This is a genomic window from Vibrio fujianensis (assembly GCF_002749895.1).
Classification (GTDB): domain Bacteria; phylum Pseudomonadota; class Gammaproteobacteria; order Enterobacterales; family Vibrionaceae; genus Vibrio; species Vibrio fujianensis.
Genome location: NZ_NBUS01000040.1, coordinates 78,011 through 85,662 on the forward strand (window position 1 = coordinate 78,011; position 7,652 = coordinate 85,662).

A 7,652-nucleotide genomic window follows, 5' to 3' on the forward strand; every position below is an offset into this window, starting at 1 on the left:
AGAAGCCAAGTCTAACGAATGGACACTCTCTTTTACGGAAAGGATCAATGTGGTTAAGTTCTCTTGCATATGAATAAATGCTTGCGCCGCTTCACCAAATTCATCGTGCTTAAACTGTGTCAGTGATAAACGCGATTCCAACTGCCCCTGTCCAACAATCGACATGTGTGCTTTTAACCGAGCCAATGGCCGCAATACTCGTTTGGCTGTCAAATATCCGCTGACAAGTAACGCAAGTACCACTAAAGCAGCAGCCCCAACAGAGCTACGGATCACTCGCTCAATCTGTGCTTGTTTCTCATTTTTCATGCGAGTCGCATCTTGCTCTAGTTGATGCTGAAATTGTGTCAATCCTTCCACAATCTCATTAAAAGGTGCCAACATTGGACCCAACATTTGACGGCGAGCTTCTTCAATTCGGTTTTGATCAATGAGATCTATATAATGCTGCTGCATTATTTGGTAGGCCGCTATTTGGCGTTCAAAATCAGATACTGATGTTTGAATATCGGGCAAATCCGCTAACTGCTCCATACGTTGTAATGCCTGTTTGACCGCTTGATCATTAAATTCGATGGTTTGCATAATCGTGCGATGTTCATCAACATCATCAGTTAAGCCATAGTCGAGAGCAAAACGGCGGTAAGTCACTGTGTAATAACGCAGATCAGAAATCGCGGTGAGCAGTTGAACATTACGATCAACCACCGTACCAAACTGCTGCTGGACACGGGTTAAATTGAGAATAAGGAAAAAGCTTAAGCCAACAATCGCAAAAACCGCCAACGCGGCATTGGCTCGGACTAATCGAGTAATGGAAAGTGAACGCATAACACGGTGCCCTGTCTATCAATGTCATAAGAGCACAGTATAAAGGAGAGGGTGATATTCGAACGCTCGATTGTACCTATTTCTTTGATAGATAAAACCGTCAAAACTTGGTGGTGGCCGTTATTGTGGCTGTTCTTCCATCAACAGTGCTTTGCCATGAAGCAAGCAGTCTGAGACTTTACGCCTCGCCGATTTCACTAGATTCGCTAAGGTTTGACGAGAAACGCCCATCACCATGGCGGCTTCTTGCTGCTGCATTCCTTGATAATCAACCAAACGCAGCGCTTCAAACTCATCCGCTTGAATGGAAACCGCTTCTAACTGAGCCATCGGAATTCCATTGGGTTTAAAACAACTTTGAGCTGGAAAGCCACAAATTTGTCTTGGAATTTTTGGACGCGCCATAACCTTCTCTTTTTATCGGGAACATGGGAATACGCGCTATTGTGGCATTTTGGCTTGAAAAGGCAACTCAACACCTCGGGCTCAAGGTAATTAACATCACAAAATAAAGTAACCAATATCACGACCATATATTAAGTGGCCCATATCACCGGATGCCCAACACTTTTTCTGCGACACGCCTCGGATAAATTCCATTAACAAATAACACAAAAATAAAACAAATCAAACATTTCCAACCTGCTTCACAGTCATTTTTATGGATAATCATTACACTCTGAGCAATTTTTTTGACTATCGGAGTACCAATAATGAATCGAATATGGGTGGGCTTTTGTCTGCTATTTATTCCCCAGCTTGCTTTTGCAACCACGATAACCCCAGGTTCCCCCTTACCACTGACGCATTCCACAATAGGTTATGCGTCGCTAATTCTATTTTGTATTGCTTATGCTCTGGTGATGTTAGAAGAATACTTACATCTGCGAAAATCAAAACCCGTACTGCTTGCGGCAGGATTAATCTGGGCGATGATCGGTTATGTTTATCAACAACATGATAACGTAGAGATCGCTCGGGCTGCGTTAGAGCATAATCTTCTCGAATATGCAGAACTTCTACTCTTCTTGTTGGTTGCCATGACTTATATTAGTGCCATGGAAGAACGCCGTCTTTTTGATGCTTTGCAAGCGTGGATGGTGGGTAAAGGGTTTAACTTTAAAACGTTGTTTTGGCTTACCGGTATCCTCGCTTTTTTCATCTCCCCTATTGCCGATAACCTGACTACCGCACTACTTATGTGTGCTGTTGTCCTTAAAGTGGGTGGCAATAATATTAAATTTGTCAATTTAGCTTGTATTAATATCGTTCTTGCGGCTAACGCTGGCGGGGCCTTTAGTCCATTCGGTGATATTACCACGCTAATGGTATGGCAAGCGGGTCACGTCACCTTTATGCAATTTATGGATCTCTTTATCCCATCGGTGATTAACTACGTGATCCCTGCCGTCATCATCTCGTGGTTCTTACCCACTGAAAAACCGGACGCGCTTTATGAACAGGTAGAGTTAAAACGAGGCGCACGTCGTATCGTGGCTTTGTTTATTTTCACTGTTGCTACGGCGGTATCTTTTCATGCCTTATTCCACTTTCCACCCGTTATCGGCATGATGATGGGGTTAGGTTACCTACAATTTTTTGGCTATTTCCTGAGAAAAACGTTAGCCAGCTCATTAGCGAAAAAAGCCGCAATTGCGATGGCGAAGAAGGATGAAGCCGCTTTAAAACGTCTCGGTTCCGTGGTTCCTTTTGATGTTTTTCGCCGCATTTCCCACGCAGAATGGGATACCTTGCTCTTCTTCTACGGCGTTGTCATGTGTGTCGGTGGCCTAAGCTTATTAGGTTATCTCGGCATGGTATCTGAGGTGATGTATACCCAATGGAACCCGATTTGGGCCAATATCGCATTAGGTGGCATTTCTGCCATTGTGGATAACATTCCCGTTATGTTTGCGGTACTAAGTATGGATCCTTCCATGTCATTAGGAAACTGGCTACTGATCACTTTAACCGCCGGTGTTGGGGGAAGTTTATTATCGATTGGTTCAGCCGCTGGCGTGGCCTTGATGGGAGCCGCTCACGGTAAATATACCTTTATCGGTCACCTAAAATGGACGCCCGTAATTATGCTCGGTTACATTGCCAGCATTGCGGTACATCTGCTGCTTAACCAAGCGTTATTTTCTTAACCCCCCCTTATTCAGGCTCTCTTTCATTTTCGATAAGAGAGCCTTTTGTTTACTCCTTATTTTGCGGTAATGCATCAATACGAACCCAAATATTACTTAATTGATATTTGGCACAAGCACTACAGGTCAAGACCTCACCGCCACCATGAATCCTCATCACCAGATCATCTCGCTTTTCTTTCGAGTTATTACGAATTTCGATATAGAGGAGGTTCTCCTTGACTGTATAATTACGCTGCCACTCTAAGTTTGCTGTTTCAGATTGAAAAGAAACCTTACCATCCTTAAATTTCAAGGTGTAAGGGGTATGTTGATTATCATACGCGCCTTCAAAAGCAAACGTTTCTTTATCAGCCATGCGCTCCAAATCGTCCTGAGTACATCCATTCAAGAGAGAGAGCAACAGCATACCGATAATGTGCATTGGCTTATTACGCATCAAGGTGATCCTTATTCTGTGTACTTTTTCTCCAATTCAAGCAGATACGCTTTCCGTTCGATTCCCCCAGCATAGCCCGTTAATGCGCCATTTTTACCAATTACTCGATGACAAGGTATGATGATAGATATGGGGTTACGACTACTTGCCACTCCAACAGCTCTCGTCGCAGTGGGTTGGTTAATCACTTGAGCGAGTTGTCCATAACTCCATGTTTTACCATAAGGGATACCGCGCAACACTTGCCATATTTTTTGCTGAAATTCCGACCCTTGGAGCGACAGTGGCAAATCAAAATCGGTGCGACGGCCTAAAAAATACTCGCTTAACTGATTGATTGTTTGTATCAGTATAGGACAAGACTTGGTATATGCCCCCAGTTCTATAGGCATACCCACCGTCGTGATAAACCAAAGGCCAGATAAACCATTAGGGTCGGACTGTAATATGATTTTCCCCAGCGGGCTTTGATAGTCGGTAAATTGATACATTGCGCCACACCTTAACCCATTTCATCGCTTGAATCCTTAGATAGAGTACGACATCTGGGCTACTGAAGCCAATATTAGGGTCTACTTTTGCGCTTGAAAATAGACCTCACAAACGATGACTGCGAACTGAACCAATTCCAGCGTATAAACCTAGGCTTTGTTCATCCTCTACTTTATTGCCATCAATGGGTTAAAAAAGAGAGACTGGCCTGTAAGATGACTAAATTAACAATATCAATAAAAAAAGCGCCCACAATCGGCACGACCATAAAAGCCTGTGGAGAAGGGCCAAAGCGGTTGACGACCGATCCCATATTCATCACCGCTGTTGGGGTTGCACCTAGCCCAAAACCACAATGACCGCTGGTGATAACGGCGGCATCATAACTACGCCCCATCACTCGGAAGGTCACATAATAAGCAAAAAGTGCTAACACAACCGACTGAACGGTTAAGATCACCAAAAAAGGGATCGCTAAGTCAAAAATATTCCACAGCTTTAAACTCATCAATGCCATGGCAAGGAACAGTGCTAATGATACCGTCCCTAAGATATCGACCGTCTCCATATCGATTTTTCGAACATGAGTCACTTCCATCACATTAGTTATTGCAACACCGATAAAAAGTGCATAGACAAAATCAGGGATCATTAGCCAACTAATCTCGAAATGACGAACCCATTGCCCAAGATAATGAGCCCCGGTAACACAAAGCAAGATAATCGATAAGCTTTCTATCACTTTTTTCGATGTCACCCGATCTTCTTCATGCTCGTTGTAGGTGACCAGTTCTGGGAAACGCTGGTGTGTTTGAAGGCTGCGTCCATATTCAGATTCTAAATGACGTTTTTCTATCAGATGGTTAGCAATCGGGCTACCGATAATCCCCCCAATAATTAAGCCAAACGTTGCAGATGCCATAGCAACTTCGAGCACATTATTTAGCCCATACATATTTTGAAATGTCTGCGCCCACGCAGCTCCCGTACCATGCCCACCAGAGAGTGTAATAGAACCCGCAATCAATCCCATCAAAGGATCAAGGCCAAGTAGCGAAGCAAGAGACACGCCCACAGCATTTTGGATAACAATATACACGGATGCGATGATCAAAAACAAAAAGACCTTCATGCCGCCCTTGACCAATTGCGTATAATTAGCGGCTAATCCTACGGTTGAAAAAAACATCAACATAAAGGTATTTTGCAGTGGTAGATCAAAAACCCAATCGATGCCATGCAAATGCATTATGGTAATCAGGCAGGCGACAATAAGCCCCCCAACTATGGGTTCGGGAATATTAAATCGTTTTAAGATGGGGAATTTATGATTGATGAACTGACCTAAAAAAAGCACGCCAATCGCAACTAAAAATGACTCCTGTGGGCCAATAGAAATAACCTGATTCATAACACCTCTTTCCTACTTTTTCTCATGTTTTTTGAGAATCGATATAAAAACATGATTGGGTATAAAGTCAGGTTGCCTAGAGAAAGCCAACATTACTAGGGTCTAAAAAAGCAACTTTCTCATTAAATAAGAATAAAGAATAAATAAATCGCAAATAATTCTCATAATTTGATAAAAAAGAAAAAGGAACCTAGCGGTTCCTCTTTCACTGGTGGTTCGCTCACTGAATCTAGTGACTAAACAATAAACAAAAAGAGCGATTAGCTTATCAGTGTGATGTATCCCTGTAAGATAATGAGATTCACAATATCAATAAAAAAAGCGCCAACAATCGGTACCACCATAAAAGCCTGCGGAGAAGGGCCAAATCGATTGACGATAGACCCCATATTCATGACCGCTGTGGGTGTCGCACCTAGGCCAAACCCACAATGACCACCAGCGATCACCGCGGCATCGTAATTACGCCCCATGACTTTAAAGGTGACATAGTATGTAAAAAAGGCTAACACCACCGACTGTACCGCTAAAATCAATAGAAATGGGATCGCTAAATCGAAAATATTCCACAATTTTAAGCTCATCAATGCCATGGCAAGAAACAGCGCCAAAGAAACCGTGCCCAACATATCCACCGTTTCCGCATCCACTTTACGAACCTTAGTCACTTCTAATAGGTTGGTGATCAATACCCCAATAAATAAGGCATAAACAAAATCAGGGATCATCAGCCACGGAATATGAAATGTACTTACCCACTGCTCAACATACTTAGCGCCCGTAACACAGATCAATAAGAAAAACAGGTTCTCAATTACCGTTTTCGCTGTCACGCTATCTTCTTCATTCTCGTTATAAGTCACCACTTCAGGAAAGCGCTCATGTGTTCTTGAGCCGCGACCATATTCCGACTCAAAATTGTGCTTATCCACTAAGCGCTGAGCCACAGGACTACCAATAAGCCCGCCAATAATCAGGCCAAATGTCGCCGATGCCATGGCAATTTCTAATACGTTATCTAAACCGTACACCGCTTGAAATGTTTGTGACCAAGCCGCGCCAGTGCCATGGCCGCCTGACAAGGTGATAGATCCAGCAATCAAGCCCATTAGCGGATCAAGCCCTAATGCGCTGGCTAAAGAGATACCGATAGCGTTTTGAATAATGATATACAACGAGGCTACCGCTAAAAAAATAAACACTTTAGCACCGCCTTTAATCAGTTGAGTGTAATTAGCCGCCAAACCCACCGTTGCAAAAAACATCAACATAAAGGTGCTCTGCAACGGGAGTTCAAAATCCAAATCAATCCCATTGAAGTGTAAACCTGCAATGATACAAGCAATAATCAAACCACCGACAATGGGTTCTGGGATATTAAATTTATTTAATATTGGTAGCCTAGCATTCACAAAATGGCCAAGAAAAAGAACACTGATGGCCACCAAAAAGGACTCCAATGTGCCAATAGAAATCAAATGATTCATATAACCTCATTATTTTTATTCTCTTCATCCTCCATGATGACTGAGGGAAAATTGATGGGTTTGTTCAAAGCGATCGCCGACTAAGAAAGCCTACTCAACACGTTACTTATGCGCCTGAAGCTAAATTAAAGGGATGACTAAACGGTGTTTTTATTACGCTGCTATTCCCCATAAAATATAAAAAGAGCACCTTGGTATAAATGATAGGGCTCTTTTTTTACGCTGAGTACCGGCGATACAGTCATGTCTGCGCCTCTCCATAGGCTCCTTTTTTAAACAGACATGGCCTTTCCTTGAACAAAATTACCCGCTATTACAAAAAAATAGAGCGCTGTTTTAAAGCGCTCTACCTCTAAGATTGACTTGTTCCCGTTGTAGCGAAATCACTCTGACTCATGACAAATAACGAGCCGAACCTCGGGAAACACTCAAGTTCTCAATAGAGGTGATTATCATAACGAGACCAGATTCTAGCATATTAACTGACATTTTCGTAAATTATGTTATTTTCGTCTAATTGTTGAGCAAAGCAACGATAGATTTCTCTGCGCTACGAGAAGCAATCCTTTCCTCGAGTCGTTTACTGTTCACTTGGCGGAACCACCTCGATTGGAATGCCATTTTGAGCCAAAATAGCAGCACGAGCTCGTGCTTCAGGTTGATTAAATTCACGCATCCACCACGTTAACTCAATGGGTAAACTCAAGATTTTTTTACTGCCATCACTACGAGTTAACGGCTCATGCGCCTCAATAAAAACACTGCGATCCGCTTCTAAGGTGACTTTTATTGGCTCGTTAATTACACGAACTTTCATCCCTCGTTCGGCTTGCTGAAATAGC

The 7,652-nt window shown here is 42.8% G+C and carries 7 protein-coding genes and 1 pseudogene; 1 reads left to right on the forward strand and 7 read right to left on the reverse strand.

Annotated elements, in window-relative coordinates; genetic code table 11:
• Both B7C60_RS17175 and B7C60_RS06295 read right to left on the reverse strand, forming a co-directional pair.
• The coding region (locus tag B7C60_RS17175; protein ID WP_216639309.1) for an MCP four helix bundle domain-containing protein at positions 1–831 on the reverse strand (831 nt) is incomplete at its 3' end.
• A gap of 120 nt (positions 832–951) precedes the next feature.
• A complete protein-coding gene (locus tag B7C60_RS06295; protein WP_099610923.1) occupies positions 952–1,236 on the reverse strand; it encodes a DUF134 domain-containing protein in 285 nt (94 codons plus the stop codon).
• A gap of 308 nt (positions 1,237–1,544) precedes the next feature.
• On the opposite strand from B7C60_RS06295, the gene nhaD reads away from it, so the two are divergent.
• Complete coding sequence (nhaD, locus tag B7C60_RS06300) at positions 1,545–2,981, forward strand: sodium:proton antiporter NhaD (RefSeq protein ID WP_099610924.1); 1,437 nt, start codon at positions 1,545–1,547, stop codon at positions 2,979–2,981.
• A 49-nt stretch (positions 2,982–3,030) separates the two neighbouring features.
• On the opposite strand, the gene B7C60_RS06305 is transcribed toward nhaD, so the two are convergent.
• The 5 genes and pseudogenes from B7C60_RS06305 to B7C60_RS18070 all read right to left on the reverse strand — a co-directional run.
• Positions 3,031–3,420, reverse strand: coding sequence for a hypothetical protein (locus tag B7C60_RS06305; protein WP_161428264.1), 390 nt, complete (start codon positions 3,418–3,420; stop codon positions 3,031–3,033).
• 11 nt (positions 3,421–3,431) lie between these two features.
• Entirely contained in the window at positions 3,432–3,911 is a 480-nt protein-coding gene (locus B7C60_RS06310; RefSeq protein ID WP_099610925.1) for a methylated-DNA--[protein]-cysteine S-methyltransferase, read from the reverse strand.
• A 182-nt stretch (positions 3,912–4,093) separates the two neighbouring features.
• Positions 4,094–5,323 carry a sodium/glutamate symporter gene (gltS, locus tag B7C60_RS06315; protein ID WP_099610926.1) on the reverse strand — a complete coding sequence of 410 codons (1,230 nt, stop codon included), beginning with the start codon at positions 5,321–5,323 and terminating at the stop codon, positions 4,094–4,096.
• Positions 5,324–5,583: 260 nt separating this feature from the next.
• Positions 5,584–6,810, reverse strand: a complete 1,227-nt coding sequence (gene gltS, locus B7C60_RS06320; protein WP_099610927.1) for a sodium/glutamate symporter — start codon at positions 6,808–6,810, stop codon at positions 5,584–5,586.
• Positions 6,811–7,390: 580 nt separating this feature from the next.
• Positions 7,391–7,652, reverse strand: a pseudogene (locus B7C60_RS18070) (L,D-transpeptidase family protein); the annotation flags it as partial.

Excerpts from the sequence above, each read along its gene's own strand:
- B7C60_RS06310 (WP_099610925.1), bottom strand. The coding sequence starts at position 3,911 with ATGTATCAATTTACCGACTATCAAAGCCCGCTGGGGAAAATCATATTA.
- B7C60_RS06305 (WP_161428264.1), bottom strand. The coding sequence starts at position 3,420 with ATGCGTAATAAGCCAATGCACATTATCGGTATGCTGTTGCTCTCTCTC.
- gltS (WP_099610926.1), bottom strand. The coding sequence starts at position 5,323 with ATGAATCAGGTTATTTCTATTGGCCCACAGGAGTCATTTTTAGTTGCG.
- B7C60_RS06295 (WP_099610923.1), bottom strand. The coding sequence starts at position 1,236 with ATGGCGCGTCCAAAAATTCCAAGACAAATTTGTGGCTTTCCAGCTCAA.
- nhaD (WP_099610924.1), top strand. The coding sequence starts at position 1,545 with ATGAATCGAATATGGGTGGGCTTTTGTCTGCTATTTATTCCCCAGCTT.
- gltS (WP_099610927.1), bottom strand. The coding sequence starts at position 6,810 with ATGAATCATTTGATTTCTATTGGCACATTGGAGTCCTTTTTGGTGGCC.